This is a genomic window from Deltaproteobacteria bacterium IMCC39524 (assembly GCA_029667085.1).
Taxonomy (GTDB): domain Bacteria; phylum Desulfobacterota; class Desulfuromonadia; order Desulfuromonadales; family BM103; genus M0040.
In genome coordinates, this window is record JARUHJ010000001.1 from 1,117,295 (window position 1) to 1,138,608 (window position 21,314).

At 50.2% G+C, this 21,314-nt stretch carries 18 protein-coding genes; 2 read left to right on the top strand and 16 right to left on the bottom strand.

What is annotated here, in order from left to right; all coding sequences use genetic code 11:
• Nucleotides 1–62: 62 nt before the first annotated feature.
• The 15 genes from lpxA to P9J64_05255 form a co-directional block, all read right to left on the bottom strand.
• Nucleotides 63–833 carry an acyl-ACP--UDP-N-acetylglucosamine O-acyltransferase gene (lpxA, locus tag P9J64_05185; protein ID MDG5467715.1) on the bottom strand — a complete coding sequence of 257 codons (771 nt, stop codon included), beginning with the start codon at nt 831–833 and terminating at the stop codon, nt 63–65.
• 9 nt (nt 834–842) lie between these two features.
• Nucleotides 843–1,277, bottom strand: a complete 435-nt coding sequence (gene fabZ / locus P9J64_05190) for a 3-hydroxyacyl-ACP dehydratase FabZ (protein MDG5467716.1) — start codon at nt 1,275–1,277, stop codon at nt 843–845.
• Nucleotides 1,278–1,279: 2 nt separating this feature from the next.
• Nucleotides 1,280–2,341 carry a UDP-3-O-(3-hydroxymyristoyl)glucosamine N-acyltransferase gene (gene lpxD / locus P9J64_05195; GenBank protein MDG5467717.1) on the bottom strand — a complete coding sequence of 354 codons (1,062 nt, stop codon included), beginning with the start codon at nt 2,339–2,341 and terminating at the stop codon, nt 1,280–1,282.
• 5 nt (nt 2,342–2,346) lie between these two features.
• The gene (locus P9J64_05200) at nt 2,347–2,862 is read right to left on the bottom strand and encodes an OmpH family outer membrane protein (GenBank protein ID MDG5467718.1); all 516 of its coding nucleotides are present in this window, start codon (nt 2,860–2,862) and stop codon (nt 2,347–2,349) included.
• Between the two features lie 35 nt (nt 2,863–2,897).
• Nucleotides 2,898–5,162 (bottom strand): outer membrane protein assembly factor BamA, encoded by a 2,265-nt coding sequence (gene bamA, locus P9J64_05205; GenBank protein MDG5467719.1) that lies wholly within the window; start codon nt 5,160–5,162, stop codon nt 2,898–2,900.
• Between the two features lie 123 nt (nt 5,163–5,285).
• Nucleotides 5,286–5,951, bottom strand: coding sequence for an ABC transporter ATP-binding protein (locus P9J64_05210; GenBank protein MDG5467720.1), 666 nt, complete (start codon nt 5,949–5,951; stop codon nt 5,286–5,288).
• 9 nt (nt 5,952–5,960) lie between these two features.
• On the bottom strand, nt 5,961–7,214 hold the full coding sequence (locus P9J64_05215) for a lipoprotein-releasing ABC transporter permease subunit (protein ID MDG5467721.1): 1,254 nt from the start codon (nt 7,212–7,214) through the stop codon (nt 5,961–5,963).
• Nucleotides 7,215–7,301: 87 nt separating this feature from the next.
• Nucleotides 7,302–8,804 (bottom strand): lysine--tRNA ligase, encoded by a 1,503-nt coding sequence (gene lysS, locus P9J64_05220; GenBank protein ID MDG5467722.1) that lies wholly within the window; start codon nt 8,802–8,804, stop codon nt 7,302–7,304.
• A 196-nt stretch (nt 8,805–9,000) separates the two neighbouring features.
• Nucleotides 9,001–10,090, bottom strand: a protein-coding gene (prfB, locus tag P9J64_05225) for a peptide chain release factor 2 (GenBank protein ID MDG5467723.1) whose coding sequence is annotated in 2 segments (ribosomal slippage) — nt 9,001–10,020 and nt 10,022–10,090 — 1,089 coding nt in all. Because the reading frame shifts where the segments join, the coding sequence is not laid out codon by codon here.
• A gap of 326 nt (nt 10,091–10,416) precedes the next feature.
• Nucleotides 10,417–11,940 carry an apolipoprotein N-acyltransferase gene (gene lnt, locus P9J64_05230; GenBank protein ID MDG5467724.1) on the bottom strand — a complete coding sequence of 508 codons (1,524 nt, stop codon included), beginning with the start codon at nt 11,938–11,940 and terminating at the stop codon, nt 10,417–10,419.
• Complete coding sequence (locus P9J64_05235) at nt 11,940–12,791, bottom strand: hemolysin family protein (GenBank protein MDG5467725.1); 852 nt, start codon at nt 12,789–12,791, stop codon at nt 11,940–11,942. The genes lnt and P9J64_05235 overlap by 1 nt, the downstream gene beginning before the upstream one ends.
• Nucleotides 12,792–12,812: 21 nt before the next feature.
• Nucleotides 12,813–13,526, bottom strand: coding sequence for a diacylglycerol kinase (locus P9J64_05240; protein ID MDG5467726.1), 714 nt, complete (start codon nt 13,524–13,526; stop codon nt 12,813–12,815).
• Complete coding sequence (gene ybeY, locus P9J64_05245; GenBank protein MDG5467727.1) at nt 13,523–13,978, bottom strand: rRNA maturation RNase YbeY; 456 nt, start codon at nt 13,976–13,978, stop codon at nt 13,523–13,525. The genes P9J64_05240 and ybeY overlap by 4 nt, the downstream gene beginning before the upstream one ends.
• Complete coding sequence (locus P9J64_05250) at nt 13,878–16,256, bottom strand: HDIG domain-containing protein (protein MDG5467728.1); 2,379 nt, start codon at nt 16,254–16,256, stop codon at nt 13,878–13,880. The genes ybeY and P9J64_05250 overlap by 101 nt, the downstream gene beginning before the upstream one ends.
• A 21-nt stretch (nt 16,257–16,277) precedes the next feature.
• Nucleotides 16,278–17,243, bottom strand: coding sequence for a PhoH family protein (locus tag P9J64_05255; protein ID MDG5467729.1), 966 nt, complete (start codon nt 17,241–17,243; stop codon nt 16,278–16,280).
• A gap of 937 nt (nt 17,244–18,180) precedes the next feature.
• Here P9J64_05255 and eno point away from each other — a divergent pair.
• Nucleotides 18,181–19,467, top strand: a complete 1,287-nt coding sequence (eno, locus tag P9J64_05260; GenBank protein ID MDG5467730.1) for a phosphopyruvate hydratase — start codon at nt 18,181–18,183, stop codon at nt 19,465–19,467.
• 521 nt (nt 19,468–19,988) lie between these two features.
• On the top strand, nt 19,989–20,318 hold the full coding sequence (locus P9J64_05265) for a hypothetical protein (protein MDG5467731.1): 330 nt from the start codon (nt 19,989–19,991) through the stop codon (nt 20,316–20,318).
• 128 nt (nt 20,319–20,446) lie between these two features.
• On the opposite strand, the gene P9J64_05270 is transcribed toward P9J64_05265, so the two are convergent.
• The gene (locus P9J64_05270; GenBank protein ID MDG5467732.1) at nt 20,447–21,217 is read right to left on the bottom strand and encodes an Ig domain-containing protein; all 771 of its coding nucleotides are present in this window, start codon (nt 21,215–21,217) and stop codon (nt 20,447–20,449) included.
• Nucleotides 21,218–21,314: the final 97 nt, after the last annotated feature.

The following is a 21,314-nucleotide window of genomic DNA, read 5'->3' on the forward strand; positions in this document are numbered from 1 at the left end:
GGTGTAAAGACGTATTCCCTTTGTTTGGGTTATAGGTCCATAAATTAACCAAGACAGACGAATCACCTTGCGATGCCACGTTGGCTCTCTTTGATAAACTTGACGAAATGATCTAACTCCGGAGTCGACTCAACTTCATCAGCAATTTTCTCCAGGGCTTCTTCCAGTCGCAGACCAGAACGAAAAATCAAACGGTAGGACTTCTTGATCCCCTTGATCGATTCCTCTGTGAACCCTCTTCTCTTAAGTCCGATCAGATTCAAACCAACGGTTTTTGCCCTGTCACCCTGCGCGATAGTATAGGGAGGCACATCCTGCGCGACCATTGCTCCACCACTGATCATGGTATGACAACCAATACGGCAAAACTGATGAACAGCGGAGAGCCCACCGAGGATCGCGTTTGATTCAACCTCGATGTGACCTGCCAGGGTGGCACCATTGGCCAGGATGACGTGATCGTTAACGATACAGTCATGAGCAACGTGAGAGTAGGCCATAAACAGATTGTCGTGACCGATCTTTGTAATGCCGCCACCCTCTTCCGTGCCACGGTTCAAAGTCGTAAATTCGCGGATCCGGTTACGGTCACCGATCTTCAGGTAAGTTTCCTGACCGGCATACTTGAGATCCTGCGGGTCTGCGCCGACAGAAGAGAACTGGAAGATCTTGTTGTCTGCCCCCAGTTCAGTCCAACCTTCAACAACCACATGGCTGGCAATCGTGGTCCCCGCACCAATAACGACATGTTCACCAATCGTGCTGTAGGCGCCAATACTGACATTGTCGGCCAGTTGTGCGCCGGGATGAATTATTGCAGTCGGGTGAATCATAAATTCCCTTTATTTATCAGCGAAAGTTGCTTTAAGTTCAGCCTCGGCAACCAGTTTGCCGTCAACCATAGCAGTTCCTTTGAAGTTATAGATGCCTCGGCGGACCTTGAGCAATTCCAGCTCCAGAATCAGGACATCGCCGGGCAGAACCGGTTTACGAAACTTGGCTTTATCAATCCCGACAAAATACGGCACCTGGTTCTCACCGACTTCTTTGGCAAGAATCGCATAGACGCCGCCGACCTGGGCCATAGCTTCGAGAATAAGCACTCCCGGCATAATGGGATGATCCGGGAAATGGCCCAGAAAACAGGGTTCATTGATGGTAACATTCTTCTTGCCAATGATGCGCTTGCCTGCCTCAAATTCAGTGATCCGGTCCACGAGCAGGAAAGGGTAGCGGTGAGGCAGAATCTTCATAATGTCAAGTGTGTTCAGTTCCATAATCAACTATCTTCCTTTGCTAACTTGCTCTTCAGTTCAGCCATCTCTTTTTTGAGTTGTCTCAGCTCTTTGCGCATTTCTGGCAAATGTGGCATGGTCATGGTCGCTTTAAGCCAATCACGATGAGGCATTGCCGGAACTCCGGCAAGCGTCTGGTCGCTGTCTTCATTATTAGAAATTCCACCCCGACCGGCCAAGGTCACATTATCACCCACCTTGACATGCCCAACAACACCGGACTGGCCGCCAAAGGTACAATGTTTACCAATGGTCGTGCTTCCAGCGATTCCTACCTGAGAGACGATAATGGTGTCTTCACCGATCTGTACATTGTGAGCGATCTGTACAAGGTTATCAATCTTTACACCACGCGCGATTCGGGTAACACCCAAGGTCCCGCGATCGACGCAGGAGCAAGAGCCGATTTCAACATCATCTTCGATGACAACATACCCGGCCTGGGGGATTTTGAAGTAACTTGAGCCGTCAGGGGCAAAACCGAAACCATCGGAGCCGACCACGGCTCCCGGTTGGAGGATGACGCGATCACCAAGAATACATTTCTCGCGCACCGTCACATTAGCGTGCAGAAGACAATCCTCACCAACAACCGTATCTTCACCTATCACAACACCTGAAAGCAGTTGAGTCCCCTTACCTATTCTTGCGCCGGCAGAAACGACGGCACCGGGATAAATCGTGACGTTCTCGCCAAGGCTGGCATCGGAATGGACATGAGCGCCGGTCATCACCCCCTGCCCCACATGAGTCGACACCTCAAAGAAGCTCAGGATCTTGGCAAAAGCAAGATAAGGGTTCTCGACCAGGATCAGCGGTGTCGCCACGCTACCTCTCAAAGAAGGATGGGCAATGACCGCCGCTGCGTTGCAGTCGGCCAGCTTTTCCTTGTATTTTGGGTTCGCCAGAAAAGAAACCTGGTCTGGCCCGGCAAGATCAAGAGGAGCAACCCCGGAAACAGAAGTAGAGGGGTCGCCAGAGACGCACCCCCCTACCAGATCTGCCAGAACAGCCAGGGAGGTCGGTTCCCCGTGTTCAGCGTGCATAATAATTAGTTCCCTTGTTTATCAAAAGCCTTGATCACAGAGTCAGTAATATCGATACTTTCATCGGCATAGACAATGGAGCTCTCGGTTTTTTCAAGGACCATCAGGTAGCCATCGCTCTTACCGACCTCCTGGACAACCTTGAGGAGTTTCTCAAGGATTTTCCTGGTCAGATCGGCGTCCGTCTGTTGCAGTGTCTCCTGGATATCCTTGGTGAAGCGTTGGTAATCCTTGACCTTCTGCTGGTAATCACGTTCTTTGGCGTTGCGGGCTTCTTCTGAAAGGAGCATCGCCTGCTTTTCCAGCTCTTCCTTAAGCTTTTTCAGTTCTTCCTGACGTTGCTGTACTTCAGCATCATAGCCCTGCACCTCGGTTTTGATTTTCTCTTTAGCTTCTTTACCTGCAGAGGAAAGGTTCAAAGCCTTCTGCAGATCCACATAAGCTATCTTCTGGGCCTGTGCCATCACAGGGGAAGCAACCAGACCGAAACAAAACAACATCAAAACGACAAACTGCTTCATGCATAATCTCCTTGAAAAAATATCTACTGTAAGTTTTAGAAAAAGCGGCCAATCATAAAATCAAATTTGCCCTTGGACTCATAATCCCTGGCGTCGAGGTTATAGCCGTACTCGAAACGCATCGGGCCCATAGGGCTCAGCCAACGAATTCCAGCACCAGCACTATAACGCCAGGAAGAGAAAGCCTCGTCATCTTCACCCCAGAAATCCTCGGAATTCCAGGTATTGCCGACGTCAAAGAAGGTCACACCCTTGAGGCCGAGGTCTTTAACCAACGGGAAGATATACTCGAAATTAAAGTAAGCTTCCGTATCACCACCGATAAAATCACCAAATTCATCACGCGGCCCAACTTCACGGGATTCAAAACCGCGAAGGGAGTAAATCCCGCCGAGGAAGAATCTTTCATCAATCGGCACTTCCTCACTATCGCCGTTTAAGGCATGAACATAACCAAGCTGTCCATGGGCCGAGAAGACCGTATCCCACCTCCATGGCCAGAAATGACGGCTGTCCAGAATATACTTACTGAACTTTTCCGTACCGCCAACGCCGGCAAACTCCCAGGTCGCGCTCAAGTCCGTACCAGAGGACGGATCCAGACGATTATCCGTTGTATTGTAGGTATACGTCGTTGTAACAGAACTGAGAGTGGAGGTCCCTTCCTGGTCCTTAATTGTTTGTGATGCGAAAAAATCCACATCATAAATTTCTTTGTTTTCAAAACGATAGGTGACCAGGACCCTGGAATACTCGCCAACCGGGTGACCCGCTTTAATCGCAAAGCCCGTGGCATCACGGCTGAAATCCGACCATTCTCGCTCAGTCTGATAAATTTCACCACCAAGCGTCCAACGGGTATCTAGAAAATAGGGATCCGTAAGGCCGAGCTGATAAGTCGTGCTTTCGCTACCAAGAGACGCCGCAAGGTTCAACCTCCAGCCCCGCCCAAGGAAGTTTTCCTGGGTTATGGAACCCTGGCCGACAAGACCATCGACCGACGAATAACCGGCACCGACACTGAAGGTTCCGGTTGAGCGCTCCTCAACCTTGACATCAACGTTCATCAGGCTGTCGTCGGAACCGGCGCTGGTGCCAACATCCACGGCCTCGAAAAAACCGAGGTTATTGATTCGAGCCTTGCTGCGTTTCAGGTTGGTTGCGTTGAACAGATCACCCTCAACAATTTTCATTTCGCGACGGATAACCTTGTCGCGCGTCTTGGTGTTACCGGTAATGTTGATACGTTCAACCGAGACTTGCGGGCCCTGCTCGATATCAAGCATCATGTCGATCAGCTTGCTTTCATCATTGGCGCGCGTTAAAGGCGACACGTTCGCATAGGCGTAGCCCTGGTCCGCATAGACATCAGTGACAACCTCAACCCCCTTGCGCAATTGACCTCGAGAGAAAACATCGCCAGGATTCAACCCTACCAGAGCCAGGAGATCCTCCTTGTCCCGCGTCAAATCGCCCTGAGCGTCAACAGTGCCCATCCGGTACTGAGGTCCTTCATCAATATTAATAAGCAGCAGCATGTGTTTATCATTATCGACCAGAGAGATAACCGGTTCGCGAACCTTCACACGGACGTAACCTTCATCAAAATAAAGGTCAGCAATTCTTTCAAGGTCCTGCTTCAACATAAGTTCGTTGTAATTGCCGCGATCCGTTATCCAGGAAAAGATCCATTTCTCCTTGGTATCCATCGCAGCCCTGATATCGCCTTCATCAAAGACCGTATTTCCATCGAAACGAATATCCTTGATGCGAACGATATCCCCCTCCTTGATGCGGAAGGTAACCAGCGTTTCATTCTTCTCATTAACATGGCTATCGGCAGTGATTTCCGCTGCGTAATAGCCTTCCATGATATAGGCGACTTTAATCTGTTCGACACTGTTGTTAACTTCAAACGGATCGTAGATATCAGGGACCTTAACAGTGATGACTTCACGTAATTTTTCCGTGGTGAGTTTTTCATTGCCTTCGAAACGTACATTACGCACCAGGGGACGCTCTTGCACAAGGAATGTCAACACGGATGAGCCAGCCTCTCCAGAAACATCAGAAGTGATATCAGAGAAGCGTTCCATCTTGTAAATATCGCCCATAGCGGCGTCGATATCAGCAGGAGTGACTTTTTGGCCCGGCTTGATGCTCACTGCATTCAAGATATCATCAGTCTTCACGCGCTGATTCCCTTTAACCTGAACATCTGCGAGAAAAAACTCCTCTGCAGCCCAGGCAGGAAAAGCCAGTGAAAGGCAGACCAGTAATGCAAGAGCCCTCTTCATCATATCAATTTTACTCCAAATCATGCTAACAGGTTAAAAATCGCGTCATTATAAGGAATTGCCGGAAGAAGGTAAACCATAAAGTCGCCTTGATCGCCCTGCAAAAGAAGCCTTTTGTCACTGGCTTCAGGTCTTCAAGCAGCCATCTTCCATATGCACGACCCGATCCATATGTCCCGCAACTTTTTCGCTATGGGTCACAACCACGATCGTCAGATCGCGTTCGTCGTGCAAACGGTCAAGCAGAGCCAGGATCTCATCAGAGGTCGCGCTGTCGAGATTGCCCGTCGGTTCATCCGCCAAAAGCAATTTTGGCGACATGATCAGAGAGCGTGCAATAGCAACCCGCTGCTGCTCTCCACCCGAGAGTTGTCCCGGCTTATGGTCAAGGCGATGATCAAGACCAACAGCCTTAAGAATTTCAATCGCACGTAACTCGGCGTCCTTCACCGAGGAGCGTCCGATCAAGGCGGGCATCATGACATTTTCCAGGGCATTGAACTCGGGCAACAGTTGATGAAACTGGAAAACAAAGCCTATGGAACGGTTTCTAAAGTCATCCAGTTCATGGGCTGTGTAACGAAAAATATCCTTCTCGGCAAAGCAAACAGAGCCGCTGGTTGGACGATCCAGCCCCCCGAGCAGATGCATCAGAGTGGTTTTGCCCGCGCCGGAGGCTCCAACGACAGCGATGCGTTCGCCCACACGTATATCGAGGTCAACGTTCTTCAGAACATCGATTCTGCCACGATCCGTAAGAAAGCTTTTTGAAAGTTCACGAACAGCAATCATGACATCAACCTATTCATAGCGCAGAGCTTCGGCAGGATCCATCTTGGCCGCCCGCCAAGCGGGATAGATGGTCGCAATCAGAGAGATAGACATGGCCACGACAACGACGGCAACAACATCGCCCGTGTTAACAACCGAGGGGAAATGGTCCATGCCGTACACACTCTGATCAAAGATTTTAACATTAAGCAGGTTTTCCAGGCCCTTGATGAGAGGGTCGGCGTTCTTGGCCAGCAACAGTCCGAGGCCGGTACCGAGGAGGGTGCCCAAAGTACCGATGATCAAGCCCTCGAAAACAAAAATCTGCATGATGCTGCGAGACGTTGCGCCCATGGAGCGCAGAATGGCAATATCACGATGCTTTTCCATCACCACCATGATCAGCGTCGTCGCGATGTTAAAAGCGGCAACCAATACGATGATGCCAAGCACGATGAACAGACCAAGCTTCTCCAGTTTGAGTGCGGAGAGGAAGGAGCCGAACATGTCCTCCCATGAACGGACAGAGTGCGGGAACCCGAATTCCTGACGAAGGCTGCTGGCAACAGGAGCCGCCTGGTCAAAGCTGTCGACCTCCACTTCAACGCCGGTCACACCTTCGTTGAGATCGAAGAAGTGCTGTGCTTCTGTGAGATCGATGTAGGCGAAATAGGCATCAATAAAGCCCCCACGCTGCTTAAAGATACCGACTATTTTGAACGGCTTCATCTTCGGGATCATTCCAAAAGGCGTAATCGTGAACATCGGCGGGATAACATTAATGGAGTCACCAACGGCAACCCCCAATGTCGTAGCGGTATCCAGGCCAATCAAAATCCCCGGCTGCGCTTCCTCAGAATCGTACAGAAGGGTCTCAATTTCACCGCCAGATTCAGTCAAAAAACTCTGACGAAAGATTTTATTCTGTCGTTCAACGCCTTTAACATTGACAGCAGCAACATTCCGCCGCGAAAGCAGCATGGCTTCCTTGCTGACAAAAGGAGACGCATTCAAAACATGAGGAGAGGCAGCCTTCGCCGCCGCGACAACCGCATCAGAATCGGTCAGGCTCTCTCCATGCTTCTGCACCAAAACATGCGGTATATTACCGAGAATCTGCTGCCTGACACCATCGTGGAAGCCTGTCATAACAGCAAGGACCACGATCAGCGCAGCAACGCCAAGCGTAATGCCGATAATCGAGATAAACGAGATCACCGAGATAAACGTCTGTTTACGTTTGGCGCGCAGGTAACGCAGGCTGACAAAGAGTTCGTAGTTCATTTAAAATCAGGAACGAGGTACGAGGCCCGAGGTTTGGGGAGATCAAAAGCTGGCTCTTCCCCATTCTTCGCGACCCGCGCCTGGGTCCTATCCTTTCGACTCCGGTCGCATCTGTGGAAAGAGGATAACATCTCGAATTGACTGGGAATTTGTCAACAACATCACCAGGCGATCAATGCCGATCCCCTCACCTGCGGTTGGCGGCAAACCGTACTCAAGCGCGCGGATGTAATCTTCATCCATGGCGTGAGCTTCTTCATCACCGGCTTCTTTCTCAACCAACTGCTTAACAAAACGTTCACGCTGGTCGTCAGGGTCATTTAACTCGGAGAACGCGTTTGCAAGCTCACGGCCGACGACAAAGAGTTCAAAGCGATCGACCACGTTCTCATCCTGATCGTTCTTGCGTGAAAGGGGAGACACCTCCGTGGGATACTGGGTAATAAAGGTTGGTTGCCAGAGTTCGGGTTCGGCAACAGCATCAAAGACCTCTGTCAACAGCTTGCCGTAGCCGATTTTCTTGTCGAGTTCCAGTCCCAGTTTATCTGCATAAGACAGCAGTTTGTCACGATCGTCAACATCAGCCTCACTGATATCACCGTATTTGACGACTGATTCGCGTACGGTCAGGCGCTGCCAGGGACGGCTCAAATCGACCTCACGTTCGCCATACATGAATTTCAGGCGACCGACCACCTGTTCCGCAACATGGCAGATCAACTCTTCGGTCAGCTCCATGAGGTCTTCGTAGGTCGCATAGGCCTGGTAGAACTCCATCATGGTAAATTCAGGATTGTGCTGGATAGAGATCCCCTCGTTACGGAAGTTACGGTTGATCTCAAAGACACGCTCGAAACCGCCAACGACCAGGCGTTTGAGGTAAAGCTCTGGAGCAATGCGCAGGAAAAGATCCATCTTTAAAGTGTTATGATGAGTAATAAACGGCTTGGCCGTTGCTCCGCCGGCGATCGGCTGCATCATCGGCGTTTCAACTTCGAGGTAATCGTTGTTGACCATGTAATCACGGATCAAGGAGATGATCTGGCTGCGCTTGCGAAAAACCTCTCGCACATCAGGGTTCACCATCAGGTCAAGATAGCGTTGGCGATAGCGGGTTTCCACGTCGGTCAGGCCATGCCATTTTTCCGGTAGGGGTAACAACGACTTGGTCAAAAGCAGAATCGACTCGGCACGCAAAGAAAGTTCATCGGTTTTAGTTCGAAACGGGCGCCCTTTAATGCCAACGATGTCACCAAGATCGAACTTGCGAAAAAGCTCAAAGCTCTCTTCACCGACGAGGCTTTTAGCAACATAAACCTGAAGTCGACCAGTGCGGTCCTGAATCTGAATAAATGCGGCTTTGCCAAAATCACGCTTCGCCATAATTCGACCGGCGATCTGATAGGTTGCTTCAAGCCCCTCCAGGGCCGCAGCATCATGCTCTGCATGAGCCGTGCGCACCTCGCCTGCCGTGGTATCGGTCACAAAACCATTGGCAAACGGATTGTGCCCCTGTTCGCGAAGGTCCTTGAGTTTCGTGCGCCGTTGGGCAATAACTTCGTTGCTACCTACTTCTTCCTCTACCGCCATAATGTCTTTCCTTAGCTTATATATTTAATCAGTAATCAGTAATCAGTAATCAGTAATCAGTAATCAGTAATCAGTAATCAGTAATCAGTAATCAGTAATCAGTAATCAGTGGTCAGTGGTCAGTTATTCCTGGTCGTTCTTTTCTCTTAAATATGGGACAGTCCCTTTAACTGCAGGGTCAGTCCCTGAGCTATCATTACTGCATCAGATATGCCTCAATGAAACCGTCCAGGTTGCCGTCAAGGACAGCATCGGTATTGCCGCTCTCAAAATCAGTGCGATGGTCTTTAACCATACGATAAGGGTGCAACACGTAGGAACGGATCTGGCTACCCCAGGCAATATCCTTCTTTTCGCCACCCAACTCTTCGGCTTCACTCTCTTTCTTTTCCATCTCCATTTCATAGAGCCGTGCTTTCAGCTGCTTCATTGCCGTAGAGCGGTTTTTATGCTGAGAGCGCTGGCTCTGGCAGCTGACAACGATACCGGAGGGGAGATGCGTTATTCTGATCGCCGAGTCCGTTTTATTAACATGCTGACCACCGGCTCCACTGGCACGATAAGTATCTACCTTCAGATCCTTATCCAGGACCTCAATATCGACATCATCGGAGAGTTCAGGGAAAACGAAAACCGAACAGAAGGACGTATGGCGACGAGCATTGGAATCAAAAGGAGAGATTCTGACCAAGCGATGAATCCCCTTCTCCGCTTTCAGGTAACCAAAAGCGTAATCCCCGGTAACGGTGATTGTGACGCCCTTGGTACCGGCCTCATCTCCGGGTTGATATTCCGTAATCTCGGCCTTGAAACCTTTGCGCTCACAATAACGCAGATACATACGCAAGAGGATTTCGGCCCAATCCTGGGCTTCCGTACCACCGGCACCGGCGTTAATACTGACGATTGCGTTGTTGGCATCATGTTCGCCGGAAAGCATGCGGGCAAACTCCATCCTGCCGATCGACTTTTCCAACGCTGGCAACATCTCACGAACTTCCGCAAGAGCCTCTTCGTCTTCACTCTCCTCGCCGAGCTCGATCATAACCTGGACATCCTCCAGGCCATGGGCTGCCGACTCCCAATCTTCAACGAGCTTTTGCAGTAAGGTTCTTTCCTTCAGAACCTCCTGAGCCTTCTCGTTATCATTCCAGAATTCCGGCCTGGCAACGTCCGCTTCCAGCTCCGAGACGCGCTCACGCTTGCTATCAATGTCAAAGATACCTCCTCAGCTCAGAGAGCTTGTCCTGGAGGCTTTTCAACAATTCAATTTCTTCACGAAACATTATAAACTCCCAACGCTAAAGTCGAACAGCGGATTATACCTGTAGTCAACGAACGGAACAAGGAAACTTCATGGATTTAGGGTTTTTCTTGGTAATCATTGCAAGCAATCTGAATAATGAACCGAAAAAGCTTGCCTGGTTATCTACATCGCTCCATTTAATCCATTGGAAAAAAGTAAAACCCGAAGAGCACAAAACGATTCACGCCCGTTCGCTCTGCTCACTCAAGACGCAGAGATCGCAGAGCAGGGCAAAACCTAAAAAAACATGAGCTGGTCTGTTTTTCTCTGCGATCTCTGCGCCTCCGCGTGAGTTACGGTTTTGCGTTAAAAAAAGCGACGGCGGGTCTGAATCAACCATATCAAACAGATCAGCAGGAAAGCCCCTGGAATCAGATCGCCCATATGCGAGTAAAGCTTTGGTTGTGCACCCAGGCCAACCTCAGACGACAGGAAAGCTGTCTCAAAAAGGCCGGCTTGCTTTACAACCCTCCCCGACGGGGATATAAAGGCGGAGATGCCGGTATTGGCGGCACGTGCCACCCAGACGCGATTCTCTATCGCCCGGAAACGGGCCATCGCCAGATGTTGCCAGGGGGCCGAGGACTTACCGAACCAGGCATCGTTCGTGATATTCACTAACAAATCACTGCCCTGCCGGACATATTCCCGCGCCAACTCAGGAAAGATCACCTCGTAACAGATCAGAACGCCAAGCTTGTGCGCTCCAATCGGCAAGGGGTTGATCTCGCCGGGAGAATAATCACCGATGCCGGCGACGAGCTTGTTAACAAAGGGCAGGAACTTGCCAAGGGGTACATATTCGCCGAAGGGAACAAGGTGAATTTTATCACTCCGTCCTTGTACTTCAGACGTCGGCGAAAGCAGAAAAGCGCTGTTCAGATAACGTAAGGCTCCTGAGTCTCGACGGTAGGCAGGGCTACCAAAGAGGAGAGCGATTTTTGCCTCAGCAGCGAGGTCTGCAACAGAATCAGCCAGAGGCCCTCCATCCTGGAAATAAAACGGCATGGCGGCTTCAGGCCAGACAATCAGATCCTTCGCTCCCTCTTGCTCAGCCCGCAACGACAGGTCACGATAGGTTTTCACTGTGCTGATCTGATTCTCGGGCCTCCACTTGAGCCCTTGTGGAATATTGCCCTGCACAACAGCCACCGCCAGGGATTCGGCACGGGCATCAGGGCCCTGTTGCAGACACCAGGCTCCGTAAGCATAGTTTCCCAGCAGGAGGACGATTGCTACGGCAAGGGCTTTCCCCGGCCGCCCTTGCGAAGGGCTGCGACTCTTGAGCAGAAAGCTCTCGGCAAGAGCGGCATTACATAAGACAATCAGGTAGCTCAAGCCATAGACGCCGACAAGGTCCGCAGACTGAACCATCGGCAACCAGTCGTGCTGGGAGTAACCGAGGGTTGCCCAGGGGAAGCCGGTCAGCAAGAACTCCCGCAGGAACTCCAGGGCAACCCAGAAAACCGGCAAGGTTAAAGCAAAAGAGTAACCTCTGAATTCCCTGAGACGACAGGCCGCCCAGGAGGCAATCGCCCAGTAAAGGGCCAGATAGCCTGCAAGCAACAGATAGAGCAGAAAGGAGAGCAGGACAGGCAGATGACCATAGGTGGTCATCACGATATTGAGCCAATAGAGGGTCACCGCAAAGAAGACCACCCCGGCGACGAAGCCACTCTTGAAAGGCCGCTTCGGCATGACCATGATCAGGGGGATCAGTCCGAGCCACGCAAGCAGGTGATAATCAGGGAGAGGGAAAGAACATGCCAGCAAGAAGCCGGACAAAGCGCTGCAGCAGGTTATTTTGTCAGGCAGGAATCGGCGTATCATCACTCTGTTCCAGAAGCTTCAGCGTCACGCCAGACACGGACCTTCTCAATTTTACGTGCATCAGAGTCTTCAACCATCAGTACCAGGCCGTTATCACTGACCTTCTCACCCTTTTGGGGCACGTTGCCTAACAGGTGGAACAGATAGCCGCCAACCGTATCGAACTTTTCGCGGGGGATTTCGATATCGTAGTATTCTTCCAATTCTTCAACATTGGCCCGGGCATCCACCAGAAGTGTACCGTCTTCCTGTGGTTGCAACCATGGCACTTCCAGATCGTATTCATCCTGAATATCGCCAACGATTTCTTCGAGCAGGTCTTCTATCGTGATCAGACCGGAAGTACCACCATACTCATCAACGGCAATCGCCATATGCACCCGGCGTGTCCGAAAATCCTTCAAAAGATCATCTATACGCTTGGTTTCGGGAATGAAATAAGGCGTCCGCATAACTTCTGTCAGAGTCAGAGTCTCATCGTTTGCGCCCCAGTGGCGCAACAGGTCTTTTGCGTAAACAACGCCAACGATTTTGTCCGTAGAGCCTTCAAAGAGAGGGACACGGGAGTGCCCGGAGCGAATAATCAATTCGAGAAATCCACCTAGAGTCGCATCGGCAGGACAACAGACCATGTCAGTACGAGGGACCATCACTTCACGAACAATGGTGTCCCCGAACTCAAAGATCGACTGCAACATGTCACCTTCTGACTCGTTGAGGATCCCCTCTTCTTCGGAACTGTTGATCGCGTCCTGCAGCTCTTTTTCTGTTAAAGCCCGTGAACGTCCCCGAAAAAAACGACTGAAGGTTGAGCTGAATGAGTTGCGTTGCGGGTTTTGATCGTCTTCCACGAGAAGGACACTCCTGTTCGGTTAGTGAAAAGCCAGTTGCAGGGCCAGGGTCGTCGCTATGCCAACCACGCCACCTGTAACAATTTCTTTTAGGTTATGAATGCCAAGAAGGACCCTGCTTTGAGCGACCAACGCCGCAAGAAACCAGGCCAGCAGGATCATCAGCAGACCGACGTCAGAAAAGGCCACTGAGGTGGCAATGGAAAAAGCCACTCCGGCATGACCGCTTGGCATACCACCGTGCAACGGCGTGCCCTTGCCCACCCGGGCCTTGGCCAGAATCACCAGCAGCACGACCACGACAACGGAGATAATCGCGACATTACCAGTAGAACGCATGAACTCCTGGCTGGCACTCGCTCCGGCCGTGTAGAAAAACCTCGACACCGCCAGGTAACCAAGCACCAATGCGCCGACACTGGCAAGAAGCACAGCACCGGCGGCAACATCTTTGGCGCGTTGGGCGAGGGGATGAAAATCGGGGGAAACCAAGTCGACCACCACTTCGATTGCCGTGTTCACCAGTTCGGCAAACAAAACCAGGGTGATGGCCAGGGCCAGCAGGGCAAACTCGTACAGAGTGAGGTGCAAGACCGGGGCACCGATAAGAACCAGTATGGCCATGACCAGGTGGAAAAGCATATGACGCTGTGTTTTAGCCGCCCAGAGGATACCCTCGATCGCGCAATTAACGCTACCGATAAATCCCTTGGGCTTGGTAGGCTCAGCCTTCATTCAGCAAGAAACTCCTCACGGATCAAAGTAAAGACTTCTCGTTCTCTGACTTCCATAAGTTTCGCATCTTCTTCGGTTCCACGCTCGTGGTCATAACCGAGCAAATGCAGGATACCATGGAGCAGCAGGAAATACAGTTCACTTTCAAACGAATTCTGCGCCTCACAGGCGTCACGCGCGGCGGTCTCTGCAGAGATCACCACATCACCGAGCAGATCGGGTTGGACGCCGCTCCCCTCACCTTCCTGCATGGCAAACGAAATAACGTTGGTGGGTCGATCCTTGTTCAGGTAGTCGCGATTAATCCCCTGGATAGTAGCATCATCAACAATCAGTATCGAAAGATGAGCCTCAGGACATGCCGAGGCGCTTAAGATCCTCTGTGCTACCTTTCGCAGTTGAATTTTGCTGATCTTCTGGTTCTTCTGTTGATTTTCTATCGCGATCTTCATTTAAACTCCCGGTAGGTTTCTCCATGCTACGTTCCTTGCTGACAGGCTCCGGATAATCGACTCGATAGTGGAAGATGCCACCGAGGACCAACTTGAAGCTTTTGGCAATATTGTTAATATCCTTCAGGGTCAATTCGCATTCATCGAGCTGCCCGTCGATAAAGATATTGTTGATAATTTTCTGCACCATCCCCTGGATACGTGCCGGAGTCGGATCGGTCAGGGTTCGACTGGCAGCCTCGATCGCATCAGCCAGCATGATCAAAGCGGCCTCCCGGGTCTGTGGCTTGGGCCCATGATAGCGATAATCGCGCTCGTCAATCTGCTCAACCTCGGGGTCAGCCTTGCTCTTTGCCCGATCGTAAAAGAACTTCATCAGGCTGGTACCGTGATGCTGACGAATAATATCCGTCAGGGCCTGCCCCAGGCGACTTTCCCGGGCCATCTCGACGCCATCTTTAACGTGGGCCATCAAGATCAGCGCGCTCATGGAGGGCGCCAGTTTATCGTGTCGATTCTCCTGACCGCCAATATTCTCAATAAAATACTGAGGCTTTCTGATTTTGCCAATATCGTGATAGTAAGCCGCGACCCTGACCATCAGGGGGTTGACGCCAATGTTTTCCGCGGCCGCTTCGGCAAGGTTACCGACGATAATGGAATGATGGTAGGTCCCCGGAGCCTGCACCATCAGATCCCTTAAGAGCGGGTTATTCATATTGGCCAGTTCAAGCAGCTTGATATTGGTCGTATAGCGAAACAGTGATTCAACCAAAGGCACAATCCCGGTCACAATCACCGCAGCAGCCAGGCCACCTGTAAAGCCGAACCCCAGCTTGTAAAGTAATTGCAGATCGAAGGGCCTGCTCGTGGTCAAATGCAGTGCAAAAAGCAGCACAGAGTTAAAGAGCCCCAGGCGCAGTCCGGCCCGGAACAGAGAAGAGCGTTCGGTGACATGACGAACCCAGTGCGCGCCTGAAAGACTGGTCAGAAAAGCAAAGATCAAAACAGCGAAGCTGTTGCCGAAAAGAACCGCGGTGAGGATCGAAGAGAGGATAGCAAAAACCAGAGAGACCTCTGAATTCAGGACCACGCGCACCAACATGGTACCGACGGCAAAGGGGAAGAGGTAATAGTAGGCGTTCTGTTCCACGTAGGGGAAAGCACTTCCCAATGCGGTTGCGATAAAAATCGAAACCTTCAAGGCCAGAATCTGGACGACAAAGATTGTCGCCAAAAAGAGCAAATCCCGATTTTCCGGTTGATATTTTCGAATATTCCGACGGGCAAAGGTATGGACAAAGTAGATGAGGATAAAGCAGCTGAGTAGAATGCCAGAGGCCTTGCGCCAGAGAGTAGCGGCGCTGTTTTCATCCTGCAGCGCGCCAAGCCGTTTCAGCTGATCCGGTGTAATACGATCACCTTCACGGACAATCATCTCCCCTTTCTTAACCTGGATCAGGACGGGTTTAACGTCTTCCCGGGCCAACGCCCTGCGCGCTTCGGTTTCATTCTGGTTAAAGGAGATGTTAGGCCGCAGCAGCGGCACGATCAATTCTCGCAAAGCCACTTGCTGTTTGCCTGTAAACTCTGTCGTGCCGAGTGCTTTTTTCAGGGAATCCTGGAGTTCACCAAGACCAATAATTTTTTCAACACCCTGGTCAACAAACTCAGGCTGATCATTGGGCCCACGAAAGATCACACCCTTGGAACGATCAGCCTCAAAGAGTTTGAGGTTGCCGGCAACCTTTTGCTGATAAAGCGGAAGAATCACCTGGGCAATACGGGGATAGATATCCTCCAGAGTCAATAGTTCCTTCAGTGCAGCAAGCGATTTACTGCTCGGCTTGATGCCAAAGTTTGCTTCAAGCTCGGCAAGCTGCTGTTCAACTGCAACCTGCTGCTCTTGCTCTCTTTGCAAAGAAGATATGACCTGAACGACCTGTCCTGTGACTGCTGTTCCGGTTGCCGGATCGAAGTCGTAAAGATGAGCAACAGCTTTCTCCGCTTCAACCCTCTTCTGCTGCGACAAATCGTCATCGGGAATCAACAGATCGTAAGGAGCCTTGATGTCGCGAGGGGCAATATCACCGGGGCTAAACTCAGTCGGCGTTAAAACACCCTTGGGAACGATAATAAGGGTCAGCAACGCCACCAGGGCCAGTAACAGAAGGGTTCGCTGGAATCTCTCGTCATTCTCGCGCTGTTCCTGCTTCGCCACCCGAGAGAGCGGCTTCTGGGTTGATACAGCGTCTGATTTTCGTTCATTTTTGGTCATGCAATTCCTGTGAAGCCTTATTTATGCAGGCGTATGAGCATCGTAGGCTCTGACTATAGCCTGAACAATCGGATGTCGAACAACATCGATGTCAGTAAAACGGACAAAGTTAACACCCTCGACATTTTTCAGAACATCCCTGGCCTGGACCAACCCTGAGATGCGATCGTTTGGCAAATCGATTTGTGTCACGTCACCTGTAATCACAGCACGGCTGCCAAAACCCAGCCGCGTCAAAAACATCTTCATCTGTTCCTTGGTGGTGTTTTGCGCTTCATCGAGAATAACGAAAGCATCATTAAGGGTCCGGCCGCGCATAAACGCCAGAGGAGCCACTTCAATCACACCATGATCGATCAAGGCCTGTCCGCGATCAAAATCCATCAGATCGTAAAGCGCATCATAGAGCGGACGCAGATAAGGATTCACCTTTTCAGTGAGATCCCCCGGCAGAAAGCCCAGCTTTTCCCCAGCCTCTACCGCCGGCCGCACCAAAACGATACGACTGATCTCTTTCTTTTTCAAAAGCGCTACAGCCATTGCCATAGCCAGATAGGTTTTGCCGGTGCCAGCGGGACCGATGCCGAAGACCACATCATTGCTGCGCATGGCGTCCAGATAGGCCTTTTGGGCGAGCGTTTTCGGGGAGATGGCCTTGTTACGGGCAGAAACGGTGACGGTATCCAGAAAGATTTCCGTCAACTTCGCCGATTCATCCATGCGCAGGATACGTTCGGCGTATTCGATGTCGGTCGGGCGCAGATCATAGCCTTTTTCCAGCAGCCCGGACAACTCTTCCAGCATACGGGTTGCGCGCGTCACCATTTCAGCCGCACCTTCAAGAACAGCAGTCGTCCCCTTGGAGCTGACTCGAACACCGGTGAGACGTTCTATCTGTTTCAGATGGCGGTTCTGTTGCCCGAACAGTGCATGCGCCAACCTGGGGTCGGCAGGTTCAAAGCTTTGCTGTTTTATTTGATCGTTCAAAAAGTAGCCTTTAAAGTTTTCCGATTATCGACTTTACTCAAGTAAGAGCAAAATCAAAAGATCTAACGCAAAGACGCCATGAAAAGCCAAGAGAGGCGCAAAAGATTGCTATTCTTGCTTGTTGAAATAGTTTTCTTTGCGGTCTTTCTCTACCCCTTCGCGCCTTTGCGCTAAACTTTTTTTTGGGGTTATACAACTGAATCGAAATAGATAGCCAATTATAATTTATGTTGCGTGAACTTGCTAAAATACCACCTTGGTTTGCGCAAATCAATTGCGTCGCATTGACATTAGTTAAATCACAGGGAAAATGGATGAACTATTTGTTGTCAACACAATTGGAATCTATTTTTAGCCGCGATCAAAATCTATGAAAATCTGTACAATCAAGAATACATTATTCACAGGGATGAAGGGGGTTAAGAGGATAGAGAAAAATCAAGCAAAGCTTTGGCCTTTCTGTTTCGGCTCTATAACCCAAAAAAAGTTTTAACGCGGAGACGCTGAGGTCGCAGAGTAAAAAAACTTTGAGGGTAAAAGGACGGACACCTTGGTCAATCTTCTCAGCGTCTCCGAGTCTCTGCGTTAATTTTTGTACTGACCTTATGTTTGAAGACTTACATCCCTTTCATCCCTTTCATCCCCTTCATCCCTGTGAAATTGCTTTGACATTAATGGTTTTCTTAGTGTCTTAGTGGTAAATCGCGTTTACATGAGCTCTTGGTTTTGCTCTAACCATAGATCTTGATAGATTTTCACCGCGGCGAAACAAAGGTTGTCTCTTTAATGTTAAACAACGCAGCAAGCTGCGGGAAATAAGACCCAAGTTATTTGATTTAAATTTTATCATGATGTGCTATAAAAAAACCTTCAAACAACCAATCAAAGCAGACATAAAAGACCAAAAACATTCTTCAAAAGCAAGGGGACAGAAATCATGAGTGAGATCGTCGACATTTATGCCCGTGAAATTCTTGATTCGCGTGGCAATCCAACTGTTGAAGTCGAAGTTTACCTCGAAAGCGGCGTTATGGGTCGTGCCGCAGTACCGAGTGGCGCCTCTACAGGCGAACGCGAAGCTCTCGAGTTTCGTGATGGCGACAAAAGCCGTTACCTCGGCAAAGGCGTTTTGAAGGCCGTCACTCACGTTAACGAAGTAATCACCGATGCACTGCTCGGCTGGGAAGCGTCCGACCAATCAGGCATTGACCGCAAGCTTCTGGACATGGACGGCACAGACTTTAAAAGCAACCTCGGCGCCAACGCCCTGCTCGGCGTTTCCCTCGCGGTCGCGAAAGCCGCAGCCGAAGAAGCCGGCCTGCCTCTCTATCAATATCTTGGCGGAACCAACGCCAAGGAGCTGCCACTGCCCATGATGAACATCATCAACGGTGGCGAGCATGCCGACAACAACGTCGACATCCAGGAATTCATGATCATGCCTGCCGGCGCAGAGTCCTTCAAGGAAGCGCTGCGGATGGGGGCTGAGATCTTCCATGCTCTGAAAAAGGTCCTCAAAGACAAAGGCTACAATACGGCTGTCGGTGATGAGGGTGGTTTCGCTCCCGACCTGAAGAGCAACGAAGAAGCCCTCGAAGTGATCATGGAAGCTATAAAAGCTGCAGGCTACAAGCCGGGCGTAGATATCCTGCTGGCTCTCGACGTGGCCGCCAGTGAGCTCTACAAGGATGGTACCTACATCCTTGAGAACGAAAAACAGAAAGAGAAGTCAGCCGCAGACATGGTTGAGTTCTACGCTGACCTGGTCGAACGCTACCCGATCATCTCCATCGAAGACGGCATGGCCGAGAACGATTGGGACGGCTGGAAGCTGCTCACAGACCGCCTCGGTGACCGGATCCAGATCGTCGGCGACGACCTCTTCGTCACCAACACCAAGATCCTCAAGGAAGGCATCGATAAAGGCATCGCCAACTCGATCCTGATCAAGGTCAACCAGATCGGCACCTTGACCGAAACCCTCGAAGCCATCGAGATGGCCAAACGTGCCGGCTACACCGCGGTTGTTTCGCATCGCAGCGGCGAAACCGAAGATACTTTCATCGCCGACCTCGCTGTGGCTACCAACGCCGGCCAGATCAAAACCGGCTCACTCTGCCGCACCGACCGCATCTGCAAATACAACCAGCTACTGCGCATCGAAGATGAGCTTGAGGATGTCGCTGTTTTTGCCGGAGCCGACGTTTTCTACAATATTAAGTAACTCTGCACAGAACTAATTCTTAAGAACCAAAGGCCTCCCGATTCTTTTCGGGAGGCCTTTTTGTCTTTCGCTCGACAGATACGGTTCATTCACAGAAATTCAACGCAAAGGCGCGAAGCTGTAACTTAAACAAACTGCCTTTTTAATTTTTTTATCTACTTCGCTCCACCAGTAACCATAGGGTCTTAAACTTTTTTTGAACAGGGATATACAGGAGGTACAGGATAAAACCATAAGAACCAAATATTAGTGATTTATCCAAGTCTCGAAGATTTCACTTTATCCTGCCTATCCCTGTTACTAATATTTATTTTGACCTTAAAGCCTCTTTATTTGTAAGGGTAAAATGGTTTTCTGCTAACTTCGATAAGTTAGTTGAGTGTAGTAGATAACCACATTTTTTTATTTACTATGCGTCTTTGCGTTCCGAGGTTTACCAAATTGATCTCTTCAACAACGACGGCAACTATGCTAATCTTCAGTCAATCTTATGATGTACATTTGAATAAAAGAGGCCAGCTATGGGCAAATACCTGAACGTTATAATCGCCATCGTCATACTCGCAATAGTAACCGCTGTCTGCTCTAACTTCTTTTACAGGAAGGGGCAGGAAGACACGTGGGCTGCAGCACAACAGCTTGTCCCCTTACAAAAAGGTGAAATTTATCTCTGCGTGGAACGAACCGGCGCACAAGGAGTCAGCTACCTGACTGTAGAGGAAATCAGCAAAGCATCCAAGTCAACAGAACATGACCTGCGTGACTTACGCTTCCGCTTAAATCTGGCTCTAATAGGAATGAGCCGCAAAGAGTACTACGAAAAATACAAGAAGGGAGAAAAGCCGGACTAAGCAGGAAGTAATTAAATTACAGCCGTTCACAATAACTGAGAATAAAAGGACGACCTGAAAAGGTCGTCCTTTTATTCTTTCTAGTCGATAAAGGATCAGTCTTTTTCGTCTTGTCGTTCCACAACCCTTTATTGCGGAGCACCGAGTGTCAGGTTATATTCCTGAGCGCCTTCAGCCCCTTCCGGGTCAGTCACTATGATGGCTATTTTATATTCGCCCGGTTCAACATCAGAGAGAGACCAGCTCACCAGGCCACTCGCGGGATCAATCTCCATTCCTTCAGGGCCCTCATCCAATCGATAGGTAAACTGGCTATCATCAGGGTCACTCACCTCGACCTGGTAAAGATAATCGAGTGATGAGATCTCAATGGGCGGCTCTGAGATTATGCGCGGGGGGGCATTTGGTACATGTGTCGCGTAACTTTCGTAGACAGGACCATCCACGTAGAAATCATTCGGCGTAACCAGAACCTGCAGTTCATCACCTTTGATGAAGGCGTTCCCGGGCAAGGTGGCTTCGGTGTAATTTGGGTTCTCTTCACCGTTAATCAACCATTGAAAGCTAAAAGTCACGTCATCATCATCCGCATCTTCTGCGATAGGTTCAACATGAATATCTGTTCCGGCAAAAATCTCATCCGGGGAAGAAGAGATATCAACAATGCGAGGCGGAGAGTTGCCGATAGTAACCGATGCCTTTGCACCCTGATCCTTTGTACCGACCTCAACTGTGACTATATCATCACGGCGATAGTGCTCCGGACAAATACCAGTATCTGATCCTGTGGATACGATAGAGCCATTTACCGACCAGGCCACAGCGCTGCGCCCAGGAGACCCTTGAATGACAACACGCAGACAATCACTTGCAGTCGGGTTTGCAGGAATTATTGACACTGAAACACCACCTGCACTTTTAACTTCATTAGATTTTTTTGTTGCTTGTGCTGTTTGTTTTGCTTCGGGTTTTACAGCAGGTGTTGTCTCCCCTGGG